19 protein-coding genes are annotated in these 21,296 nt (G+C 70.5%); 6 read left to right on the top strand and 13 right to left on the bottom strand.

Annotation, left to right across the window (positions count from 1 at the left end; genetic code table 11):
- Positions 1-102: 102 nt before the first annotated feature.
- The gene (locus AB0M73_RS23455; RefSeq protein WP_363893876.1) at positions 103-1,338 is read right to left on the bottom strand and encodes an FAD-binding protein; all 1,236 of its coding nucleotides are present in this window, start codon (positions 1,336-1,338) and stop codon (positions 103-105) included.
- 21 nt (positions 1,339-1,359) lie between these two features.
- Positions 1,360-2,205, bottom strand: coding sequence for a helix-turn-helix transcriptional regulator (locus AB0M73_RS23460; protein ID WP_363893880.1), 846 nt, complete (start codon positions 2,203-2,205; stop codon positions 1,360-1,362).
- A gap of 102 nt (positions 2,206-2,307) precedes the next feature.
- Here AB0M73_RS23460 and AB0M73_RS23465 point away from each other — a divergent pair, with 102 nt between their 5' ends.
- The gene (locus AB0M73_RS23465) at positions 2,308-3,138 is read left to right on the top strand and encodes an SDR family oxidoreductase (protein WP_363893883.1); all 831 of its coding nucleotides are present in this window, start codon (positions 2,308-2,310) and stop codon (positions 3,136-3,138) included.
- 5 nt (positions 3,139-3,143) lie between these two features.
- Here AB0M73_RS23465 and AB0M73_RS23470 read toward each other — a convergent pair whose 3' ends face one another.
- Positions 3,144-3,998 (bottom strand): helix-turn-helix transcriptional regulator, encoded by an 855-nt coding sequence (locus tag AB0M73_RS23470; protein WP_363893886.1) that lies wholly within the window; start codon positions 3,996-3,998, stop codon positions 3,144-3,146.
- Positions 3,999-4,114: 116 nt separating this feature from the next.
- On the opposite strand from AB0M73_RS23470, the gene AB0M73_RS23475 reads away from it, so the two are divergent.
- On the top strand, positions 4,115-5,575 hold the full coding sequence (locus tag AB0M73_RS23475; RefSeq protein ID WP_363893889.1) for an aldehyde dehydrogenase: 1,461 nt from the start codon (positions 4,115-4,117) through the stop codon (positions 5,573-5,575).
- Between the two features lie 164 nt (positions 5,576-5,739).
- Here the strand turns inward: AB0M73_RS23475 and AB0M73_RS23480 are convergent, their stop codons facing one another.
- Positions 5,740-6,144, bottom strand: coding sequence for a GFA family protein (locus tag AB0M73_RS23480; RefSeq protein WP_363893892.1), 405 nt, complete (start codon positions 6,142-6,144; stop codon positions 5,740-5,742).
- A gap of 3 nt (positions 6,145-6,147) precedes the next feature.
- Positions 6,148-7,335: an MFS transporter gene (locus tag AB0M73_RS23485; RefSeq protein ID WP_363893895.1), complete on the bottom strand. Its 1,188-nt coding sequence runs from the start codon at positions 7,333-7,335 to the stop codon at positions 6,148-6,150.
- Between the two features lie 450 nt (positions 7,336-7,785).
- Here AB0M73_RS23485 and AB0M73_RS23490 point away from each other — a divergent pair, with 450 nt between their 5' ends.
- Entirely contained in the window at positions 7,786-9,282 is a 1,497-nt protein-coding gene (locus AB0M73_RS23490; RefSeq protein WP_363893897.1) for an AMP-binding protein, read from the top strand.
- 15 nt (positions 9,283-9,297) lie between these two features.
- Here the strand turns inward: AB0M73_RS23490 and AB0M73_RS23495 are convergent, their stop codons facing one another.
- Positions 9,298-9,678 carry a DUF1304 domain-containing protein gene (locus AB0M73_RS23495; RefSeq protein ID WP_363893900.1) on the bottom strand — a complete coding sequence of 127 codons (381 nt, stop codon included), beginning with the start codon at positions 9,676-9,678 and terminating at the stop codon, positions 9,298-9,300.
- Entirely contained in the window at positions 9,675-10,160 is a 486-nt protein-coding gene (locus AB0M73_RS23500; RefSeq protein ID WP_363893903.1) for an SRPBCC domain-containing protein, read from the bottom strand. The genes AB0M73_RS23495 and AB0M73_RS23500 overlap by 4 nt, the downstream gene beginning before the upstream one ends.
- An 82-nt stretch (positions 10,161-10,242) precedes the next feature.
- Here AB0M73_RS23500 and AB0M73_RS23505 point away from each other — a divergent pair, with 82 nt between their 5' ends.
- Positions 10,243-10,935, top strand: a complete 693-nt coding sequence (locus AB0M73_RS23505) for a TetR family transcriptional regulator (protein ID WP_363893906.1) — start codon at positions 10,243-10,245, stop codon at positions 10,933-10,935.
- 437 nt (positions 10,936-11,372) lie between these two features.
- The gene (rph, locus tag AB0M73_RS23510; RefSeq protein WP_363893908.1) at positions 11,373-13,952 is read left to right on the top strand and encodes a rifamycin-inactivating phosphotransferase; all 2,580 of its coding nucleotides are present in this window, start codon (positions 11,373-11,375) and stop codon (positions 13,950-13,952) included.
- A 612-nt stretch (positions 13,953-14,564) separates the two neighbouring features.
- Here rph and AB0M73_RS23515 read toward each other — a convergent pair.
- Complete coding sequence (locus AB0M73_RS23515; protein ID WP_363893911.1) at positions 14,565-15,269, bottom strand: aspartate/glutamate racemase family protein; 705 nt, start codon at positions 15,267-15,269, stop codon at positions 14,565-14,567.
- 97 nt (positions 15,270-15,366) lie between these two features.
- On the opposite strand from AB0M73_RS23515, the gene AB0M73_RS23520 reads away from it, so the two are divergent.
- Positions 15,367-15,750: a LysR family transcriptional regulator gene (locus AB0M73_RS23520; RefSeq protein ID WP_363894075.1), complete on the top strand. Its 384-nt coding sequence runs from the start codon at positions 15,367-15,369 to the stop codon at positions 15,748-15,750.
- On the opposite strand, the gene AB0M73_RS23525 is transcribed toward AB0M73_RS23520, so the two are convergent.
- The 5 genes from AB0M73_RS23525 to AB0M73_RS23545 all read right to left on the bottom strand — a co-directional run bounded on the left by AB0M73_RS23525 (position 15,744) and on the right by AB0M73_RS23545 (position 21,249).
- The gene (locus tag AB0M73_RS23525) at positions 15,744-16,943 is read right to left on the bottom strand and encodes a cytochrome P450 (RefSeq protein ID WP_363893914.1); all 1,200 of its coding nucleotides are present in this window, start codon (positions 16,941-16,943) and stop codon (positions 15,744-15,746) included. The genes AB0M73_RS23520 and AB0M73_RS23525 overlap by 7 nt on opposite strands.
- Positions 16,944-16,946: 3 nt before the next feature.
- A complete protein-coding gene (locus AB0M73_RS23530; protein ID WP_363893917.1) occupies positions 16,947-19,004 on the bottom strand; it encodes a xanthine dehydrogenase family protein molybdopterin-binding subunit in 2,058 nt (685 codons plus the stop codon).
- Positions 19,001-19,972 carry a xanthine dehydrogenase family protein subunit M gene (locus AB0M73_RS23535; protein ID WP_363893920.1) on the bottom strand — a complete coding sequence of 324 codons (972 nt, stop codon included), beginning with the start codon at positions 19,970-19,972 and terminating at the stop codon, positions 19,001-19,003. The genes AB0M73_RS23530 and AB0M73_RS23535 overlap by 4 nt, the downstream gene beginning before the upstream one ends.
- Complete coding sequence (locus AB0M73_RS23540; protein WP_363893923.1) at positions 19,969-20,472, bottom strand: 2Fe-2S iron-sulfur cluster-binding protein; 504 nt, start codon at positions 20,470-20,472, stop codon at positions 19,969-19,971. The genes AB0M73_RS23535 and AB0M73_RS23540 overlap by 4 nt, the downstream gene beginning before the upstream one ends.
- A gap of 75 nt (positions 20,473-20,547) precedes the next feature.
- Positions 20,548-21,249 carry a class I SAM-dependent methyltransferase gene (locus tag AB0M73_RS23545; RefSeq protein WP_363893926.1) on the bottom strand — a complete coding sequence of 234 codons (702 nt, stop codon included), beginning with the start codon at positions 21,247-21,249 and terminating at the stop codon, positions 20,548-20,550.
- Positions 21,250-21,296: the final 47 nt, after the last annotated feature.

The following is a 21,296-nucleotide window of genomic DNA, read 5'->3' on the forward strand; positions in this document are numbered from 1 at the left end:
ATCAGAGTCCGTCAAGAATCAACATTTTCACGGTCATGAACACCGCAAGCACTCCGCCCGTCGAACGACGAGGGCGGGCAGCGCCGCGGACGAGGTGTCAGATCAGCCGATATTCCTTGCCACGTAAGGACTCCGGAACACACCGTTCGGGTCCAGCCGTTGTCGAAGATCACGGAACGCCGACAGCATCGGCCACGACTCGGCCGAAGGGCTGGTGTGGAAAAGCTTGCCCCAGTGCGTCCGAACGCCGAAGGGGGCCAGCCGCTCCTCGATCACGGGCAGCAACGCCTCGACTTCGGACTGCCGTTGATACCACGTGAAATGCAGCGCGACGCGGTCACCGCCCTGGGCCGGGCTCAGCCAGTGGTCGTCGGCGGCGATCGCCCGGATCTCGGAGCACAGGACCAGCGGCGCGATGCGGTCGCCCAGCCCGCGCAGGGCCTCGAAGGCCGCGGTGGCATGCTGGTACGGCACGAAGTACTCGGACTGGAGTTCGTTGCCGGCGCTCGGCGTGAAGCCCAGCTTGAAGTGCGGCAGGCGTTCGTGCCACGGGCCGGGCACACCCAGCTGCTCGGTGCAGTTGTCGGCCGGCAGGCCGGCCGCGTGCGCGGGATGCCTCGGACCGTCGGCCGGCCGCGCGCCGAACAGCTCCGTGCGCGCCGGGCCGACGCTCTTCAGCCAGGCCAGGTCGACGGAGTCGTTGGCCCAGTTGGTGAACATGCTGACGCTGTACGCCGAATCCTCGATCTCGTCGAAATGATCGAACAAAGCGTCCCACGGCAGCGCGTCGAACACGTTCTGCCGCACCTCGAAAGCCGGCACCAGATCGAGCGTCATGCGCGTGACGACACCGAGCGCCCCGACGTTCACCACGACGCCATCGAAGTCCTTGTCCCCCTTGGCGAAGCTGAGCAGCTCACCCTCGGCCGTGACCAGGTCCAACGCGGACACTGCCGAGGCCAGGCCCTGGTTGCGACGGCCGGAGCCGTGCGTGCCGGTCGCGACGCTGCCGGCGATCGTGCAGTGCGGCAGCGAAGCGAGGTTGGGCAGCGCGAATCCCTGGGCGTGCAACACAGGCGCGAGTTCGCCGTAGCGGGTCGCGCCGCTCACGGTGACCTTCGCCGCCGCAGTGTCGATCTCGATCGGCGACTCCACGCCGCTGATGTCGATCTGCACGCCGCCGTCGAAGTCGGCGATGTCGTTGAAGCAGTGCCGGGTGCCCAGCGCCTTGATCCGCGGCGCGGCCGCCACCATCTCGCGTACCTCGTCCACGGTGCCCGGGCGGAGGATCTTCTCCGCCGCGTAGGCGAGATTGCCGGCCCAGTTCAGCTCATCCACGCCGTGACGCTAACACCCGCGCTAGTGATGGATCGGGTCGACGGTGGGCAGTTCGGGCGTGATCAACGAACCCAGCAGGGCCAGTGCCTCGGCCGACGACGAGCCGGGCGCGGCGTGGTAGACGACCACGACCAGGTTGTCGGTGCCGGTGACGGCGAGCTTGTCGCGGTGCAACGCCAACTCACCGACCTGCGGGTGGATCAAGCGGGTGGTGGCGCTGCGCCGGCGGCCGATGTCGTGGCGGGCCCAGAGGCGCCGAAAGCGCTCGCTGCGTAGCGAGAGCTCGCCGATGAGCTCGGCCAGGCGCGGGTCCTCGGTGTCGACGCCGATGACGGCCCGGAGCTGGGCCACGACCTCGGCCGTGCCCTGCTCCCAGTCGGGATGGAGCCGCTGGGCCTCGGGGTCGGTGAACAGGGAACGGAGCCGGTTGGTGCCGGGCGCCAGATGCGGGGACAGCGCGACGGCGAGAGAGTTCGCGGCGAGCACGTCCATGTACTTGTTCTGCACGAAAGCCGGCAGCGTGAGGGTCTGCACCAGCTGAAGGATGCTGGCCGGCACCCGCTCGGCCCGTGGACGGGGACGGCGGCGGGACCGGGGGCGCGCGAGCTCACGGAGGTGGGCGGCGGCGTCCTCGTCCAGGTGCAGCACGTCGGCCAGGGAATCGAGGACCTGCGCCGACGGGGTGCGGTCCCGGCCCTGCTCCAGTCGCAGGTAGTAGTCGGCGCTGATGCCGGCGAGCATGGCCACTTCCTCACGGCGCAGCCCGGGCACCCGGCGGATCCCGCCCGCCCGCAGGCCGACGTCCTCGGGTCGCACCAGCTCCCGCCGCGCCCGCAGGAACTCCCCCAGCGCGTTGCCTGTGCTCATATCACCGACGGTAATGCGCCGGGGCCGGCGGTGGGTGGTCCTGCTACTCCCAGGAACTCCTCGACACTCCCGCAGGGCTCGTGCCGACGGCACGCTCGGGGAATGACATGGCTCATCACGGGCATCAACAGCGGCTTCGGCCGACAGCTGACCGAGCAGCTGCTTCAACGGGGCGACCGGGTCGCCGGCACCGTCCGCCGGCCGGGCACGGTGGCTGACCTGGAGGACAAGTACGGCGACCAGCTCCGGGTGGCGCGGCTGGACGTCACGGACACGGCCGCCATCCGGGACACCGTCGACCGGGCGTTCAACGAGCTGGGCCGGATCGACGTGGTGGTGAACAACGCCGGCTACGGCCTGTTCGGCGCGGCCGAGGAGGTCACCGACGAGCAAATCACCCACATCCTGGCCACCAACCTCGTCGGCTCGATCCAGGTCGTCCGGGCCGCGCTGCCGCATCTGCGCGCCCAGGGCGACGGGCGGCTCATCCAGCTCTCCACCTACGGCGGCCAGGCCACCAACCCCGGCGCTTCGCTCTACCACGCCAGCAAGTGGGGCATCGAGGGCTTCATGGAGTCGGTGGCCAAGGAGGTGGCCCCGTTCGGCATCGAGGTCACGATCGTCCAGCCGGGCGGCGCCCGCACCGAGTTCCGCTTCGACAGCCTCCGCACCGCCACGCCCATACCCGCCTACGACCACTCCCCCGCCGCCATGACCCGTGCCGCCGGCGACCGCGACCGCCCCTCCCTCGGCGACCCCGCGAAGATGGCCGCCTGCATCATCGCCAGCGCCGACCGATCACCGGCCCCGAAGCGCCTCGTCCTGGGCAGCGACTCCTACCGCTTCCTGCACGCCGCCCTGACGGAACGTCTCGCCGACGTCGAGGCCCAGCGGCAGACGGCCGGGTTGACCGACTTCGCCGCCGGATGCTGAGCCGGTCAGGTCCGCGACACCGCCGCGTCCGTTCCCCAGCTGACCAGCATGCGCAGGGCCTCGGCCGAAGGTGAGGCCGGCTCGGCATGATAGGTGGACAGGAACTGCTCCTGGTCGCCTGGAAGGGCGAAGGTCTCGTAGTGCAGGGTGATCCCGCCGACGAGCGGATGCGTGAGGTTCATGCCGGCGTAGGTCTTGCGCTTGACGTTGTGGGTCGCCCACATGGTCCGGAACTCGTCGCTGCGCACGGAAAGCTCGCCGATGAGCTCGTTGAGCACGGGGTCTCCCGCGTGCTGGCCGGCGTCCATCCGCAGCTGGCCGACCACATCGGACGCCTTGGCCTCCCAGTCGGCGAACAGGTTGCGGGCCTCCGGGTCGAGGAACACGATCCGGGCCCAGTTCCGGTCCTGCGGCGCGCGGGCGGCCCAGTCGCCGAACAGCGCCGACGCGGAACGGTTCCAGGCCAGCACATCCGTGCGCCGACCCCAGATGTAGGCCGGCACGGAATCCATGGCGCTCAACAACTCCAGCAGCGCGGGCCGCACCTGCTGGCGCTGCGGCGTGGGACGGCGCTTGTGCTGCCCGGGCTTGGCCAGGTGCAGGAGATGGGCGTGCTCGGCGTCGGAAAGCTTGAGGGCGGCGGAGATCGCGTCCAGGACCTCGACCGAGACGTTGCGGCCGTTGCCCTGCTCCAGGCGCGTGTAGTACGCCACGGAGACGCCGGCCAGCTGGGCCAGTTCCTCGCGGCGCAGCCCCGGCACCCGGCGACGGCGGCCGAACTCGGGCAGCCCCACGTCGCCCGGGGTCAGCCGGGCCCTGCGGGTGCGCAGGAACTCGCTCAGCTCAGTGCGTGGGTCCATGGCCCCAGTATCAGGCCGGGCGGCCCGCTCTGCCTGTCCCTGCCGGTGGTAGGCACCCGTTTCGTAGGCGGAGCGGAGATCTGGGCACCCCGACCGAACGGGCGCAGTTTGGTGTCATGACGATCAAACGTGAGCTGTTCATCAATGGCGAGGACGTGCCAGCACTTGATGGTCGTACCACCGAGGACCTCAACCCGTACACGGGCGAGGTGTACGCGGTCGTCGCGGCGGGCGGGCCGGCCGACATCACCCGAGCGGTCGACGCGGCGCACCGCGCCTTCCCGGCCTGGGCGGCGACGTCCCCGGCGGTCAGGCGCCGGATCTTCCTCAGGGCCGCCGACGTCCTGGAGGCCCGGGCCGCCGAGGCGACCGCGCTGATGGCCGAGGAGGTCGGCGAGGTCGCCGTGTTCGCCGGCTTCAACGTCGACCTGGCCGCTGGCATCTTCCGCGAGGCGGCCGCGGCCGTCGGCCAGCCGGTGGGCGAGGTGCTGGCCACCGACACCGAGGGCCAGCTGTCGCTGGCGCTGCGGGAGCCGCTGGGCGTGGTGGCGGCGTTCTCCCCTTGGAACGCCCCGCTCATCCTGGGCGTGCGCTCGTTCGCGGTGCCGATCGCGGTGGGCAACACCGTGGTGCTCAAGCCCAGCGAGGAGGCCCCGATCGCCTGCGGTCTGTTTCTCGCCGACGTGCTGCGGGAGGCCGGACTGCCGGCCGGCGTGCTCAACGTGGTGACGAACGCGCCGTCCGACGCCGCCGACGTGGCGAGCACCCTGATCGCCAACCAGCGGGTGCGCATCGTCAACTTCACCGGGTCGACCAAGGTCGGCCGGATCATCGGCCGGACCGCGGCCGAGCACCTCAAGCCGGCGCTGCTGGAGCTGGGCGGCAAGAACGCCCTGCTGGTGCTGGACGACGCCGACATCGACTACGCCGTGAACGCGGCCACCTTCGGCTCGTTCAACAACGCCGGGCAGATCTGCCTGTCGGTGGACCGGATCCTGGTGCACCGGTCGGTCGCCGAGGAGTTCACGGCGAAGTTCGCGGCCAAGGTGGCCGCGCTGCCGGCCGGTGACCCGTCCGATCCCGCCACGGTGATCGGCCCGCTGGTCAACGCCGGCGCCGCGCGGCGGGTGTCGGAGCTGGTGGCCTCGGCGGTGGCGGCCGGGGCGCGGGTGCTGACCGGCGGCGGCGAGGCCGACGGGGCCCGCTTCCCGGCCACGGTGCTGGCCGATGTCACCCCGGACATGCGGATCTTCGACGAGGAGATCTTCGGGTCGGCGGTCACCGTGATCACCGTGAACGACGACGAGCAGGCCGTGGCCATCGCCAACGACACCCCGTACGGGCTGACCGCCGGCGTGATCACCGAGGACTCCCGCCGCGGCCTGGCCCTGGCCCGCCGGCTGCAGACCGGCATCGTGCACGTCAACGACCAGACCGTGGACGACGAGCCGCAGGTCCCGTTCGGCGGCGTGAAGGACAGCGGCTACGGCAAGTTCGGCGGCCGGTGGGGCGTGGACGCCTTCACCGAGACCCGCTGGGTGACCGTCGCCGGGCAGCAGAAGGTGTTCCCCTACTGAGAAAAAGAGAGCGGCGGCCCACGGGAGGCCGCTCTTTCTCTGTGTTCCACACCAACGTTGGGCGTTACTCTCGCGGCCCATGCCACGGCGGTCCTCGGCGCCACGACGTGCGGGCGTGCCCTCCGCCGGTTTCCCGGCGGAGGACACGGTGACCGCCACTGTTCCTACTCGGCGTCGCCCTCGAACCGAACCCGGCTGGGATCCGGCCCGAACCATTCCTGGGCGCGACGCCCCCACACTTCGGCGGTGGGCTTGAGGCCGGTCCGGTCGTCGAGCGTGCCGGCCTTGACGATGATGATCTCGGGCCGCTCACGCATGACCGTGAAGATCGGGGTCCCGCAGTCGCCGCAGAACATCCGGTCCCGGACCTGTCCGTTCTCGGCGCCGACGGTGTTGTGCACCTTGGGGATGCCGTTGATCCGCACCGAATCCTGGGGCACCAGGACGTTCTCCGAGAAGGCGGAGCCGGTGTGCCGCTGGCAGTCGTCGCAGTGGCACAGCACCTCGATCACGGGCTCGGCGTCGTAGCTGTAGCTGATCGCGCCGCACAGGCAGTGTCCGGTACGCATGGCTCAGGCTCCCTTCGGGAAGGCGTGCTTGCGGCCGCCGATGACCGCGACGGCGGCGGCGACCAGGAGGACCAGCGTGGCCCAGGTGATCGAGCCGGTGCCCAGGTCGTCGATCAGCAGGCCGCCGAGGAAGCCGCCGATCGCGATGGAGCCGGAGAACACCGTGATGGTGATGGACTGGGCCACGTGCGCGGCCTCCCCGGTCGCCTTCATACCGGCCACGATGAACAGGCTGGCGGAGCTGCCGAAGGCCAGGCCCCAGGCCGCCACGGCCACGTAGACCAGCACCGGCACGCCCGACAGCACGGCCAGCACCAGCGCGCTGACGGCGAACACCAGGGTGCTGCCGACGGTGAGCCGGCGCAGGTGGTGGTCGATGTGCGTGCCGACGACCAGCACGCTCAGCACCGACGTGACGCCGAAGGCGAACAGCACCCAGCCGGTCTGGCCGGACATGCCGGCGTAGCCCAGGAAATCGGTGACGTAGGTGTAGAGGATGTTGTGCGCCACCATGTACGCGGTCAGCGCGTACAGCACCGTGCGCAGGCCCGGGATCATCAGGACCTTGGTCAGCCTGAACCGGTCGTCCGTGGGCAGGCCCGGCTTGGTGGGCAGCGTGGCCAGCATCCACAGCATGTTCAGACCGGCCAGCAAAGCCGAGGCGTGGAAGGCGATCTGCCAGCCGCCGACGCTGCCGACCAGCGTGCCCAGCGGGACGCCCAGCGCCAGCGCGATCGGCGTGCCGGCGGAGGCGATGGCGACCGCGCGGCCCTGCAGGTGCGCGGGGGCCAGGCGGGCGGCGTAGCTGCCGAGGTGGGGCCAGACCATCGCGGTGCCGAGGCCGGCGACGAAGCGGATGACCATGGTCAGGGTGTAGTCGGTGGACAGCGCCGTCAGCGCGTTCGTCACGAGGACGACAGCCAGGGCCACCATCAGCACGTTGCGGCGCGGCCAGCGCGCGGTCAGCCGCGACAGCGGGATCGCGCCCAGCGCGGTGGCCAGCGCGTAGATCGTGACGACCTGGCCGGTCAGCGCCGCGTTGGTGTGCAGCGTGGCGCTCATCTCCGGCAGCAGGCCGGCCGGCAGGCACTCGGTGAGGATGGCGATGAAGCCGGCGAAGAACAGCCCGAACAGGGCCTTGCCCGGCAGGCGAGTGGCGGCCCGCCGTGGTGTGCTCAGTGTTTCGGTCACGAAGTGAGCGTGCCTCGGCGGCCAAGGGTTACCCAGACCTCGGTTCAGCGTACGTCCCGGTTTCCTACCACCGGCAGTGGTAGGAACCCGGGCAGCGGCGACACGTCCTGGCCGTTGACGGTGATCTTGTCCCCGGTGAACAGCGTGATCGTCGAGGCGGCCCGGGTGCGGTAGCAGGGCCGCCTGCGCCAGACCGGGGCTTACGCCGCGATCACGGCCGCGGCGAGGCCGGCGGCGAGCGCAGCACGGAATTTACGCGCAGGATCACGAAAGATCGGGACATCGGTGCGCGATAACCTAAACAGAACAACCAGAACAAGTCACCCATGACCACTTCTGACCGATGGTCGCTCGGGCATCGAAAGTCGTCGACGGGGCACCGAATCCCACCCCTCATTCGACAACGGCCGTACCGTCGGAGGCGACGTTCCTTCGCGAAGGGATCTGGGGATGCCGAACGGGTTCTATGGAGTAGCGGTCGCGGATCCGTCGAGGCCGGCGCTGGTCGACTCCGACGGCCAGGTCACGACCTTCGGGGAGCTCCGGGCCCGCGTGAACGGCCTCAGCCATGCGCTGCGGGCCCTCGGGCTCGCCCCCGGTGACGTCGTCGCCGCGATGGTGCACAACTCGTCCGCCTACTACGAGCTGGTGTTGGCCACCGGGCAGCTCGGGCTGTACCTGGTGCCGGTCAACACCCACCTCACGCCGCCCGAGGTCGAGTTCATCGTCACCGACTCCGGGGCCAAGGTCGTCGTCGCGCACGCCGACCTGGCCGCCGACCTCGACCTGGCCGTGCCGCACCGGTTCGCCGTCGACGGCGCCGTGCCGGGCTGGCAGGACTACGCGGCCTTGGACGGCCCTTCCGAGGACCCGTCGGATCTCCTGGAGGGCCGGGTCATGATGTACACCTCCGGCACCACCGGCCGCCCCAAGGGCGTGCAGCGCAGGCTGACCGGCCGGCCGCCCGGCGTGATCGCCCAGGCGATGGCCGACTCCGTGGCCCCGTTCGGTCTCAAGCCCGACGACGGCGTGCACCTCGTCGTCGCGCCCCTGTACCACGCCGCGCCCAGCTACTTCTCCCTTTCGGCGCTGCACCTCGGGCACACCATCGTCTGGCGGCGCAAGTTCGACGCCGAGGCCACGCTGCGGGCCATCGAGCAGCACCGCGTCACCGACAGCCACTTCGTGCCCATTCACTTCGTCCGCCTGCTGCGACTGCCGGCCGAGGTCCGTGACCGCTACGACCTGTCCAGCCTGCGCACCCTGATCCACGCCGGCGCGCCGTGCCCGGTGGAGGTCAAGCAGCACATGATGGACTGGCTCGGCCCCATCGTGTGGGAGTACCTCGGCGCCACCGAGGGCCTGGTCAGCATGATCGACCCGCAGGGCTGGCTGCGCCGCCCCGGCACCGTCGGGCGGCCGCTGCCCGGCCTCACCGTCAAGCTGCTCGACGACGACGGCCACGAGGTGGCGCCCGGCGAGGCCGGCACCATCTACTACGACGCCCCTGGCGACCCGTTCGAGTACCACAACGACCCCGCCAAGACCCGGGCCAACCGCATCGGCGACCTGCACACCGTCGGCGACCTCGGCCGCTTCGACTCCGACGGCTACCTCTACCTGCTGGACCGCCGCACCGACCTCATCCTCACCGGCGGCGTCAATGTCTACCCCGCCGAGGTCGAGCAGCACCTGCTCACCCACCCCGCCGTCGCCGACGCCGCCGTCATCGGCGTGCCCGACGCCGAGTGGGGCCAGAGCGTCATCGCCATCGTCCAGCCCGCCTCGGCCCCTTCCCCCGACCTCGCCCGCCAGCTCCTCGACCACTGCGCCGCCGGCCTGGCCTCCTTCAAACGCCCCCGCCGCATCGAGTTCCGCACCGACTTCCCCCGCACCGCCACCGGCAAGCTGCTGCGCCGGGAGCTGCGGGAGGAGTTCGCCGGCTAGGAGATGACGACGCGTTCAGGCCACGAGGGCGATGAGCGTGGCCAGGGCCGGTGCGCCCTGGCCGATCAGGCCCTTGATCCGCGCCCGGCGGGGGTCGAAGGCGATCAAGGCCACACCCGCCGCGAGCATGGACGCGCCGGCGGCCAGGACGAGGGCGTGGCCCGCGGTGGAGGCGCCCAGGTGCACCGCGATCAGGCCGGCGAGCATCTGCAGGGCCAGCAGAGCGTTGTAGCAGCCCTGGTGGAACGCCCAGGGGCGGACAGTGTCGAGGTCCGCCGGGCGAACCTCGAACATGGCGTGCACCTGCGGGCGGCTGAAGCGGACGCTTTCCATCGTGAAGATCCACAAGTGCGTGACCGCCGCGACGAGCGCGAAGGTCTGAGCGGGGATGTTCACCGGGGCTGAGTCAGCCGCAGCGTCGTGCCCGGGCGCAGTGCGCCGGTCTCGTCCAGCTCGGCGAGCAGGGCGGGCACCCCGACGGTGAGCATCCTGGTCCGGACCGAGCCGAGCAACTTGGCCATGGCGAACCCGCCGACGCCGGTGAACCCGGTGTGGTGGTAGGTGAAGCGAGTTCCCTCGGCCGTGGGCTCCAGCCGGTAGCGGACGTGGCTGGGCGCCTCGCCCGCCGCCCCGACCCAGGTGTAGTGCAGCAGCTCCCGCTCGCTGACCTCCAGCACCTCGCAGTCGACGATCCCCCGCCAGCCGGGCATCGGCTTGGCGACGAACTGGAACCGGTTGCCGACCACGGGCCGGAACCCGACGGCGCGAGCGCCTTTCCCGGTCGAGGTCCAGTACGGGATGAGGTCCGGGTCGGTCATCGCCCGCCAGACCTTCGCGGGCGAGTGCGGGTAGTCGCGAACGATGTGGATCTCGGCCATGGCGGCCTCCCTGACGAGTAGGTTTAGCGGCTAGAAAAATACCGTAGCAGAACTTTTCGTGCGGCTGAAGTAGGATGGCCGCATGGCGACAACGGGAACCAGTCGGCCGGCCGCCGAAGGGTTGCGCGAGCGCAAGAAGCGCGCGATGCGCCAGCAGCTGTCCGACACCGCCGCGCGGATGTTCGTCGAGCACGGCTTCGACGCCGTCCGCGTGACCGACGTCGGCGAGGCGTGCGGGGTGTCCGAGAAGACCGTCTTCAACTACTTCCCGAGCAAGGAGGCGCTGCTGCTGGACCGGCTGGAGGCGACGGCCGAGGCGTTGCGCACGCACCTGTCGAACCCGGCGCTGCCCCCGGTCACCGCGATGTTGGCCGTGCTCGACCACGAACTGCACGGCGTCGTCGCCGGCCTCTCCGCCGACACCGACACCGACACCGACCGCAGGCTGGCGCAGTACCAGAAGTTCGGCGACCTGATCCGGAACACCCCGTCGCTACGGGCATACCGGAGTGACACCGCCGACCGGTTCGTCGACATCGCGGCCGAAGTGCTCGCCGACCGGACCGGACTGCGACCCGACGACCCGGAACCCCAGATCGTCGCGGCCACCCTCCTGGGCCTGTGGCGGGTCCAGTTCCGGGCTCTCCGGATCCACCTGCGACCCGGTCATCCCGTGCCGGCCGCGATCGACGCCGTGACCCAGGAGGTCCGCCGCGCCGCCCGGCTGGTCGAGCAAGGGCTGGCCACGTTCCCGGAGCGCGGAAAACCACGCTGAAGCGCGACCGGCCGGCCGGTTCGACACCGCACCGAGTGCGGGCCACCATCACCGGCGCGAAGGAGCCTCAAGATCCGGGTGTGAGCGCCACCGCGGCTTCGACTTGGGCTCGCACCGCTGCCGCATCCGCCGGAGCTCATCGAGCATCTCGCGCAGCCGGCCTGTGTCCACGGCGGACGAGCAAAAGAGAAGGCAAGGAGATCACACTCCCCGCCACTTTCAACGTATAGCGGAACGGGGGGCTTGCCGCAAGACCCCGGTCGTGCCGCAGAATCGGCGGCCGATCCACAGTGGACGAGGACATGGGGGCAGAACGTGCGTGTGTGGTCGCCGACACGGGGTTCGACCGAAGTGGAGGCGCCGTCGATTCGATCGGCCGGCGCCCAGCAATGGAATGCGACGGCCACGGGGGTATCGCGGTGATCGGGCAGTACATAGTGGAATTTGACGAGGTCGACCAGACGCGGATCGCGGACGTCGGCGGCAAGGGCGCGCACCTGGGCGAGCTGTCACGGATCGACGGCATCCGTGTGCCGGCCGGCTTTTGTGTGACGACCCACGCGTTCGGTCGGATCGTGACGGCCGCGCTGTCGCTCGACGATCGGCTCGATCGGTTGTCGCGCGTGAACCCGGATGACCGGGAGGCGATCCGCGCGCTCAGCGCGCAGATTCGTCGGACCATCGAAGCGATCGCAGTTCCGGACGATCTCGCGGCGGCGATCACCGGCGCGCTCGTCCGGCACGGCGAGCACGCCGCCTACGCCGTCCGATCCAGCGCCACGGCCGAGGATCTGCCGACGGCCTCCTTCGCCGGCCAGCAGGACACGTTTCTGAACATCGTCGGACCGACGGCGGTCCTCCAGCACGTCAGCCGGTGCTGGGCATCCCTGTTCACCGAGCGAGCCGTGACCTACCGGCGCCGCAACGGCATCGACCATCGCGCGGTGCAGATGGCCGTGGTCGTGCAGCGGATGGTCGTCCCGCATGCGGCCGGCATCCTGTTCACGGCCGACCCCGTCACGGGCAACCGCACCGTCGCCACCGTGGACGCCGGCTTCGGCCTCGGCGAGGCCCTGGTCTCCGGCCGGGTCAATCCGGACGTGTACAAGGTGCGCCACGGCGACATCGTCGCCAGGACGATCGCCGCCAAACAGCGGGCCGTGCACGCCCTGCCGACCGGTGGCACGCAGGAGGTGCCGATCGACCCGCGGCGACAGGAGCAGCCCGCGCTGACGGATGCGCAGGTCGTGCGGCTCGTGCAGCTCGGGCGGCGGATCGAGGCGCACTTCGCCCGCCCGCAGGACATCGAATGGTGCCTGGCCGATGACGGCTTCCAGTTCGTTCAGAGCCGGCCGATCACCACGCTGTTCCCCATTCCCGAGGCCGGCGACCAGGAGAATCACGTCTACGTGTCGGTCGGTCACGGGCAGATGATGACCGACCCGATCAAGCCACTGGGGCTGTCGGTGTGGCAGCTGACGGCGATGGCGCCGATGCACACGGCCGGCGGGCGGCTGTTCGTCGACGTCACCCGGCGCCTGGCCTCGCCCGCGAGCCGCGCCGGCCTCCTGGACGTCATGGGCAAAGACGATCCCCTGATGAGGGACGCTCTGCAAACGATCCTCGACCGCGAGGACTTCGTCCCGACGCTGCCGGACGCGAGTCCCGGCGGCCGGGCGGCCGGCGGCCCGTCCGCCCCGATCACGACCGATCCGACCGTCGTCGCCGAGCTCGTCGAACGCAGCCAGGAGTCGATCAGCGCCCTGGAGCGCGACATCCGGACGAAGACCGGACCGGCGCTGTTCGATTTCCTGCTGGACGCCTTCGCCGAGCACAAGCGCGTCCTCAGTGACCCGCTGAGCCTTCAAGCGATCATGGCCGGGATGGAGGCCACCTGGTGGCTCAACGACAAGCTGGCGGAGTGGCTGGGCGAGAAGAACGCGGCTGACCCGCTCACGCTGTCCGCCCCCGGCAACGTCACCTCGGAGATGGGACTGGCGCTGCTCGACGTCGCGGACGTGATCCGCCCCCACTCGGAGGTGGTGGCGTATCTGCAGGGCGTCGAGGACGAGGACTTCCTGGACGCGCTGGCGAAGCTCGCGGGCGGGACAGAAGCGCGTGCGGCCATCGATGCCTACCTCGACCGGTACGGCATGCGCTGCGTCGGCGAGATCGACATCACCAGGCCACGCTGGCGCGAGCGCCCCAGCACGCTCGTGCCGGTCATCCTCGACAACGTCAGGAACTTCCCGCCGGGCGCCGCCGAGCGGCGCTTCGAGGAAGGGCGACAGAAGGCGCAGGAGAAGGAGCAGGACGTGCTGTCCCGCCTGCGTGCGCTGCCGGACGGGTCCCGAAAAGCCGACGAGGCCAAGCAGATGATCGACCGGCTCAGGACCTTCATCGGGTACCGGGAGTATCCGAAGTACGACATCATCAGCCGCTACTTCGTCTACAAGCAGGCCCTGCTGGCCGAGGCCGAGCGCCTCGTGCGGGCAGCGGTGCTCGCCGAGAAGGAAGACATCTTCTACCTCACGTTCCAGGAACTGCGCGACGTCGTGCGCTCGAAGCAGGTGGATGACCGACTCGTCCAGCAGCGCAAGGACGCGTTCCGTTCGTACCACGCGCTCACGCCGCCGCGGGTGCTCACCTCCGACGGCGAGGCCGTCTCCGGGGCGTACCGGCGCGATGACGTGCCCGCGGGCGCCCTGACCGGCCTGCCGGTTTCGGCCGGGACCGTCGAGGGAAGGGCCCGGGTCATCCTGGACATGGCGCAGGCCGATCTGGAAGCGGGCGACATCCTGGTCACCGCCTTCACCGATCCCAGTTGGTCGCCGCTGTTCGCCGGAATCGCGGGCCTGGTGACGGAGGTGGGTGGCCTGATGACCCATGGCGCGGTCATCGCCCGGGAGTACGGCCTGCCGGCCGTGGTGGGCGTGCAGCAGGCGACCCGGCTGATCCGGGACGGGCAGCGGATCCGCGTGCACGGAACCGACGGATACGTCGAGATCCTGCCCTGAGAAATCCCTGCGGAAAGTGATCGAGATTTCACCGGCGGCGGCCTCGATGCCGCCGTCGGTGGGGTCCGTCCGGGCAGGTGCCGCCGGCGCGGATAGGGCGTACAGCTGCCCGCGTCGGCGCGGGCCCACCCGACGTTGCGCCGGCTACACCCCACGATCTGGTGAGGTGAAATCGCAATGGACCCGAACGTGTGACACCCGGCGAGGGGTGCCGCTCGGCCCTGCGGGTATGCGAGTCAGATGTGGACGGCTCTGGCATTTCCGCTGGTGATGATGTTCGTCGCGCTGGGTCTCGCCCGGGTGGAAAGGTGGGCTGTGGTTCCCCGGCTGCGCCGGCAGCGCCGATCGACCGCGTGGGCGGCCCGTCGACTGCGTCAGCGCCCCCGTGCTGCCTGGCCGAGGTGACCTCTTCGTATTCGCAGGCGTACGAAGAAGATCGTGCTCGGGCGCGGGAGGGGCTGTAGGAGTCGAGCGGCGGCAGCGCCCTGGCCAGGCGACCGTTCGTATTCGACCGTGATCCCCGACCGAGTCCGGCCAGGCCCGGTTGACCACGCAATCAGAGCCAGCCCCGACAACAGCTGTTGTCACCGGTCACCGCACTCGCCGGCGTTGTCAGACGTCAACGGCAACCCCGAGCGCCCGGTCAAGGGCGGCGACGCAGTGCAGGGCAGTAGTGGCGAACACCGGCACGTCCAGGTCCGAGGGGCGAACACTCAGCTCCAGCTCCGTGCACCCCAGCACAATCCCCTCGGCCCCACCGGCAACCTGCGATCGGCAGATGTCCAGCAGCCGGTCACGGGAAGCGGCCTCGACCCGACCGACGCAGAGCTCGTCGAAGATGATCTGCTGAATGACCGCCTGCTCCGCCGCGCCCGGCACGTCGGCGGTGACGCCGCGGAGGGCAAGGCGGTCACGGTAGAAGGACTGCTCCATGGTGTACCGGGTCCCCAGCAGGCCGACCCGGCTGACGCCGGCGGACAGCGCGGCGGAGGCGGTGACGTCGCAGATGTGCAGCACCGGAACGGAAACGGCGGCCGCCACCTCGTCATAGAGCTTGTGCATCGTGTTGGTGGCCAGCAGCACGAACGAAGCGCCGCCGGCCTCCAGGGCTTGGGCCTCGGAGATGAGCACGGCGGAGATACGGGACCACTCCCCCGCCGCCATCATCTCGGCGACGGGCGCGAAGTCGACGGTGGCGACACGGAGCCGGGCGGAATGCAGACCACCGAGCCGGGCCCGGACGCCCTCGTTGAGCAGCCGCAGGTACTCGGCGGTGGACTCCCAGCTCAGGCCGCCGATGATCCCGATCAGTTCCATGCACCCCAGAATGCCCGGACGAGACATGTAAGCAAAAGAACGAATTCATGACACCCCTGGCAGCATCGGTTACCTGTTGGATCCCAGGAGCCTGGTGGTGCTCCACCTCGTCGACCGCACGGGCTCGATGTCGGCGGCGGCCCGCGAACTGGGCTGGACGCACCCGGCGATCAGCCGGCACATCAAGCGGCTGGAACGCGCGGCCGGCTGCCGCTCGTTCTGCGCACCGCCGGGGCGCGCCTGGCCGCCAAGCCGCACTGGTCGGTCCGGCACCTGCTGGACAAGGTGGCCGACGAGGCGCACCGCCTGGACGAGCTCAGCGGCGTGGAGCAGGACCTGCGCGCCGGTTTTGCCGCTAGCTGCCGGGAATTATCTGAGCCGGAGTCGGCTTTGTTCCGCCGGCTGGGCCATGCTCCGCGATCCCAGCACTCTGTTCGACGTGCCGGCCGACACCGTGCCTGGTGTTCGTGGGGCCTACTGATCGAATGTGACGGGCAGTGCCCGCACACCCCGGATCAGCTGACCGGTGCGCCACTCGATCTGGGCGGCGGGCACCGCGAGGCGCAGGCTTGGCCGCCTTCGGATGAGGGTGGCCAACACGACGCGCAGCTCCAGCCTCGCCAGCGGCGCCCCGAGGCAGTGGTGCACCCCGAAACCGAAGCCCAGGTGGCGGTTCGTGCTGCGGCCGAAATCAAGCTCTTCGGCGTGGGCGAACGCCGTCTCGTCGAAGTTGGCCGAGTCCAGCTGGACGACCAGGGCGTCGCCGGCGCGGATCAGCTGCCCGCCGATCTCCAGGTCCTCCTTCGCGATGCGGGGCAGGTCGGCGACGGCGGCCAGCGGCGTGACCCGCAGCAGCTCCTCGACCGCCGCCGGGACCAACTCGGGCCGCTGGACGAGCTCCTGCCACCGATTCCGCGTCAGGAGCTGGAAGACGAAGCTGCCGATCTGGTTAGCGGTGGTCTCGTGGCCGCCGGTCAGCAGGGCGATGCCGAGCATGAGCAGCTCGCGGTCGGAGAGCCGGTCCCCCTCGTCGCGGGCCGCTACCAGCGCCGTCAGCAGGTCGTCGGCCGGCTGCTCACGACGTTCGACAATGAGTGTTGTCAGCAGCCCGGCCAGCTCGTCCCGGGCCGCGATGATGTCGCCACGGGTGACACCGTCGACCGCCACGATGGTCTCCGTGCAGCGGCGCACCAGTTCACGCTCACCGAGCGGCACCCCGAGCAGCTCGCAGATCACCTGGACCGGCAGCTCCCACGCCACCGTCGCGGCCAGATCGCCCGGCGAGGTCAGCCGGTCGACCAGCCCGTCCACGATCTCCTGCACCCGTGGCTGCAACAACTCCACCCGCCGGGCGGTGAAGGCCTTCGCCACCAGGGTGCGGATCCGGCCGTGCTCCGGCGGGTCCATGCACAGCAGGTTGCCCGCCGGCTCGTAGCCCGGCCGGGACCTCGGCACGTCGGCCCCGGCCGCCGCGGCGCGGGAGAAGCGTGGATCGGACAACACCAGTTTCGCCTGCTCGTACCGGGTGATCAGCCACGCGTCTCCCCCGTACGGCATCGTCACCCGCTGCGGCGCGTCCGCCCGCCGCAGTTCGGCCAGGCGCGGATGCGGCTCCAGCGCGACGGCCCGGCCAAAGGGATACGGCTGCGACATCGGCGACCCCCAGTCAGTCACCTCTCACTCAAGCACGCGGTCCAGCCGCAGGGGAAGGGTGCGCTGCCGGATGCCGGTGGCGTGCCAGACGGCGTTGGCGACGGCGGCGGCCGTGCCGACGTTGCCGATCTCGCCGGCCCCCTTGACGCCGAGCGGGATGCCGGGCTCGTGGTCGTCGACGAAGTCGGCCTCGATGTCGGGAATGTCGGCATGGGCGGCGATGTGGTAGCCGGCGAAGTCGGCGTTGACCGGCCGCCCGGTGCGGCGGTCGCGAACGGCTTCCTCGTGCAGGGCCATGGAAAGGCCGCCGATCATGCCGCCGACGACCTGGCTGCGGGCCAGCAGCGGATTGACGACGCGGCCGACGGCGAACATGCCCAGCAGCCGGCGGACCCGGACCTCACCGGTCGCGGGATCGACGGTGGCCTCGGCGAAGACGGCGCTGTAGGAGTGACGTTCTCGCGTGGCCAGGAGTTCGAGCAGCTGGGCGGTGTCGGCGGTCGCGGTGAACGGAAGTTCGCCGGTGTGGCCGCGGAGTTGAGCGGCGGCCTCGGTGATCGCCCACGTCCAGGACGTCGTGCCGCGGGAGCCGCCGGCGCTCCAGGCCGGGCCGAGGGTGCTGTCGGCGATGTGGATCCGGACCTTGTCCACGTCGACGCCGAGCGCCTCGGCGGCGACCGCCGTGAGGGCGGTGCGGGCACCGGTGCCGATGTCGGAGGCGCCGATGACCACGGAGAACGTGCCGTCGACCTCGGCGGTGATCGACGCCGTGGACGGGAACGCCCCGGCGCTGAACGACGTCGCCGCAACGCCCGTGCCCACCAGGAGGCGGCCTTCGCGGCGCAGCCGGGGACGATGATCGCGGGCGGCCCAGCCGAACCGGCGTGCGCCTTCTTCCAGGCACGCCACGAGATTCCGGCTGCTGAACGGCAGTCCGGACACCGGGCCGACACTCGGCTCATTGCGCAGCCGCAGTCGCACGGGGTCCATGCCCAGGCGCTCGGCCAGCTCGTCCATGGCCGATTCGAGCGCGAACGATCCCGGCGTGGCGCCCGGTCCACGCATGGAGAACGGTGGCACGGTGTCCAGCGGCACCGCGGTGATCTTGGTGTGGATCGCCGTCGCGGCGTAGAGGGTCTTGGTCAGTTCGGGGAAGCCCTCGACGTAGTCGGCCAGCGGTGACAGGGAGAACGTCGCCTCGTGTTGCATCGCCCGCAGCCGGCCGTCCGCATCGGCGCCGAGGCGCATGCGCTGCACGGTCGGCGGCCGCATCCCGGTGGCGAGGAAGACCTGTTGCCGCGTCAAGGAGATGCGGACCGGGCGGCCGAACTTCGTGGTCGCCATCACGGCCAGGATGAGCTGCGGCCCGCACATTCCCTTGGCCCCGAAGCCACCGCCGACATGCTCGGCCCGGATCCTGATCCGCGCCAGGTCGAGCCCGAACAGGGCGGAAAGCACGGTGGCGATGGAGAACGGGCCCTGGTTGGTGTCGATGGCTTCGAGGCGGTCGCCGTCCCACCATGCCGTGGCCGAATGCGGCTCCATGGCCGCGCAGTTCTCTTCCGGCGTGCTGTACGCCTCGTCGACCACCGCCGCCGACGCCGCCAGCTCCGCTGCCAGGTCTCCGATGGCCAGATCGGGGCCGTACAAGGGAGTCGCTGGTCGTGCGGCCGGATTGTCCTCGGAGAACAGGGTGTTGTGCGGTTCCTCGACGTAGCTGACCGGCAGCGCGTCGGCGACGGCTCGGGCCTGTTCAAGGGTTTCGGCCACCACCAGCGCGATCGGGCGACCGGCGTGCGGCACGGTGTCGTCCTGGAGCAGCTGCAGGGCGTCGTCGGGGCCGAAGTACGACCCGACACCGGGGGTCAGACGGGGCGCGGTCCGGTGGTCGATCACGCCGAGGACACCCGGCATGCCCTGCACGGCAGCGATGTCGATGTCGGCGACCCGGCCCCGACTGATGGTGGACGTGACGATGTAGCCGAAGGCCAGGTTCTTGACCGGCTCGTCCGCCGCGTAGCGCACGCCGCCGGTGACCTTGCCCGGCCCTTCGATCCTGGGTCGCGAGACGCCGAGACTCACTGCCGCTCCCCCAGTTCGGTCAGGACGGCCTCGATCAGGTTGACCGCCAGCGTGACCTTGTACCCGTTGTCCCGCAATGGCTTCGCCGCCTCCATCTCTCGTTCGGCGGCGAGCCGCACCCGGCCGAGCGGGCCGCCTCGAAGCAGCTCTTCGGCGGAGTACGCGCGCCAGGGCCGGGAAGCCACGCCGCCGAGGGCGATCCGCACGTCGTGGACGATCCCGTCGCGAAGGTCCAGCCCGGCCGCCACCGACACCGTGGCGAAGGCGTAGGAGGCGCGTTCACGGACCTTGCGGTACCGGGAAAGCGTCATCCCTTGCGGCGGCAGGGAAACCGCGGTGATCAGGGCGCCTGGGGGCAACGTCGTCTCGCGGTGCGGGGCGTCGCTGACCGGCAGGTAGAATTGGGACAACGGGACTTCGGCCGGCCCGTCCGGGGTCTCGTAGTGCACGACGGCGTCGAACGCCGCCAGCGCCACCGCCATGTCCGACGGATTCGTCGCCACGCAGTGCTCGGACCAGTCGAGAACGGCGTCGTTGTGGTGTTCCCCCGCGACGGCCGGACATCCGCTGCCCGGTAGGCGTTTGTTGCACGGCTGCGACGGATCGGCGAAGTAGGCGCACCTGGTGCGTTGCAATAGGTTCCCACCCACGGTGGCCATGTTCCTGAGCTGGCCCGACGCCCCGGCCAGGATCGCCTGGCTCAGCGCCGGAAAGCGCCGCCGCACGGTCGGGTCGGCGGCGACGTCGCTGTTGGTTGTGGTCGCCCCGATCACCACGGAGCCGTCGGCCTCCGCACGCACGCCGGCCAGCGGCAGAAACCGCACGTCCACCAACCGCGACGGTGTTTCCACGCCCTGCTTCATCAGGTCCACGAGATTCGTGCCGCCGCCCAGGAACTTCGTGCCCTCGCCCTGAAGGCTCAGTGCCTCGTCGACCCGGGTTGCCCGGTGGTAGGCGAACTCCTTCACTGCGCCAGCACCGCCCGCACGATCGCCGGGTATGCCCCGCAGCGGCAGAGGTTCCCGCTCATGCGTTCCCGCACTTCGGCCGCCGTCAGCTCACTGTGCCGATCCGGCGACACGTCTTCCGTCACCGCGCTCGGCCAGCCCGCCGCGTGTTCGGCCAACACCGCCACCGCCGAGCAGATCTGGCCCGGCGTGCAGAACCCGCACTGGTAGCCGTCGAGCTCGACGAACGCCCGTTGGATCGGCGCGAGCTCGCCATCAGCGGCAATGCCTTCCACGGTGGTGATCTCCGCCCCGGACACCGCGACCGCCAGCGTCAGGCAGGACAGCACCCGCCGGCCGTCCAGCAGCACCGTGCACGCCCCGCACTGCCCGTGGTCGCACCCCTTCTTCGGGCCCGTGTGCCCGGTGTCCTCGCGCAGGGCGTCCAGCAGCGTGCGCCGGTTGTCGACCACGACGTCATGAACCGTCTTGTTGACCCGAAGGGAGATCTCCACAACCACAGAAAACCATTGCCGGACGGGATTTCCTTGACCAGATCGACCCGGTTCTTGCCTGATCCCGCCCGGCCCGGCGAGTCAGCGACGGGTGGCGGCGATGTGCCAGATGGGCAGCAGGGAGCGGCCCTGGCCGTCGTCGACGGCGAGCTCCATGGACGCGTCGGGCACCAGGTCCCTGAGGCCCGCCGGGTCCATGTTGGTGGTGTAGCGGCGAACTTCCATGTGGTCGATGGACCAGTGGACCTCGATGTCCCGGCGGAGGCTGGCCTCGTCGAGGTTGCCGGGCATGGGGAAGGCGCCGGCGACGAAGTCGGGGAAGCACAGGACGTGCAGGCGGGCGCCGGGGGCGGCGACGCGGTGGGCGGCCGCGAGATAGGCCTGCCGGTCGGTGTCGGAGAGGCAGTGCATCATGGCGCTGTCGAGCACTGTGTTGTAACCAGCGGAAATGCCATCGAGGACGGTGGCGTCGCCGACGCGGAAGTCGACGTCGACGCCACGGGCGGAAGCCTTGGCCCGAGCCTGTTCGATGGCCGACGCGGCGATGTCGACGGCAGTGACCTCAAATCCCCTGGCGGCCAGCAGGAGGGCGTTGTCGCCGACCCAGCAGCCGAGATCCAGCACCGGCCCGCGGAACTCGTCCTTGTCGGCGAGCTCGATGATCAGCGGCTGCGGCTCGTCGAGCTGCCACGGGGCGGCCTCGAGCCGGGGGCCGTCCGCGCCCAGATTGGCGCCCCCGCCCCCGTGCAGCGCGTCGAAGTCCATCAAACCGTGGTCGGTCATCGATCCTCCAGCCGATCGGGCGGGCAAGGCACCGCAAGACGGTAGTC

It is taken from the genome of Kutzneria sp. NPDC051319, assembly GCF_040682195.1.
Lineage (GTDB): Bacteria > Actinomycetota > Actinomycetes > Mycobacteriales > Pseudonocardiaceae > Kutzneria.

Excerpts from the sequence above, each read along its gene's own strand:
- AB0M73_RS23515 (WP_363893911.1), bottom strand. The coding sequence starts at position 15,269 with ATGGAACTGATCGGGATCATCGGCGGCCTGAGCTGGGAGTCCACCGCC.
- AB0M73_RS23470 (WP_363893886.1), bottom strand. The coding sequence starts at position 3,998 with ATGGACCCACGCACTGAGCTGAGCGAGTTCCTGCGCACCCGCAGGGCC.
- AB0M73_RS23500 (WP_363893903.1), bottom strand. The coding sequence starts at position 10,160 with ATGGCCGAGATCCACATCGTTCGCGACTACCCGCACTCGCCCGCGAAG.
- AB0M73_RS23460 (WP_363893880.1), bottom strand. The coding sequence starts at position 2,205 with ATGAGCACAGGCAACGCGCTGGGGGAGTTCCTGCGGGCGCGGCGGGAG.
- AB0M73_RS23490 (WP_363893897.1), top strand. The coding sequence starts at position 7,786 with ATGCCGAACGGGTTCTATGGAGTAGCGGTCGCGGATCCGTCGAGGCCG.
- AB0M73_RS23505 (WP_363893906.1), top strand. The coding sequence starts at position 10,243 with ATGGCGACAACGGGAACCAGTCGGCCGGCCGCCGAAGGGTTGCGCGAG.
- AB0M73_RS23475 (WP_363893889.1), top strand. The coding sequence starts at position 4,115 with ATGACGATCAAACGTGAGCTGTTCATCAATGGCGAGGACGTGCCAGCA.
- AB0M73_RS23545 (WP_363893926.1), bottom strand. The coding sequence starts at position 21,249 with ATGACCGACCACGGTTTGATGGACTTCGACGCGCTGCACGGGGGCGGG.
- AB0M73_RS23480 (WP_363893892.1), bottom strand. The coding sequence starts at position 6,144 with ATGCGTACCGGACACTGCCTGTGCGGCGCGATCAGCTACAGCTACGAC.
- AB0M73_RS23465 (WP_363893883.1), top strand. The coding sequence starts at position 2,308 with ATGACATGGCTCATCACGGGCATCAACAGCGGCTTCGGCCGACAGCTG.